This window comes from Parvimonas sp. D9, from assembly GCF_035282565.1.
GTDB lineage: Bacteria > Bacillota > Clostridia > Tissierellales > Peptoniphilaceae > Parvimonas > Parvimonas micra.
In genome coordinates, this window is sequence record NZ_JAYKBM010000054.1 from 1 (window position 1) to 451 (window position 451).

Here is a 451-nt window from a genome sequence, read left to right on the forward strand (position 1 = left end):
GCCACGGTTAGCTGCCGTCTGCATACCCTGCACAGAACGGCCAAAGGCCTGCATCCGCTGATTGGCAGAATCCAGACCCTGAAAATTGATCCCCAGAGAGAATTGGATTGCGCCTAGATTCAGCATTTGCAGGCCCCTTAGTCTATTATCACCTGTGTGCCAGAACTAGAACCACCGAATACCGGCATGTTACCTTTGTTCTGGTTTTTTGCCCTTTCGAAGGCCCTCTCTTCAGCGGCGGATTTAATCCTGAAGAAGGCCAACCACCTGACTAGATCGTCGTATTTCCACTGGGCAATTTCGTATTCGTCCTTACCCAGCTCATATGCAACCATCATAGTCAGGTAGCGTAGGGCATCACAGTCAAGCGCTTTTTTCGGCGCTCTTGATATCCCCCTCGATCTGTTCGACCTTCAGGCCAAGCAGCTTCTGGACGCGCTGGATAAATTCC

1 protein-coding gene is annotated in these 451 nt (G+C 51.2%); it reads right to left on the bottom strand.

Annotated elements, in window-relative coordinates; translation table 11 throughout:
- Positions 1 to 137: 137 nt before the first annotated feature.
- A complete protein-coding gene (locus VJI94_RS07990) occupies positions 138 to 338 on the bottom strand; it encodes a hypothetical protein (RefSeq protein WP_324008962.1) in 201 nt (66 codons plus the stop codon).
- Between the last annotated feature and the right edge of the window lie 113 nt (positions 339 to 451).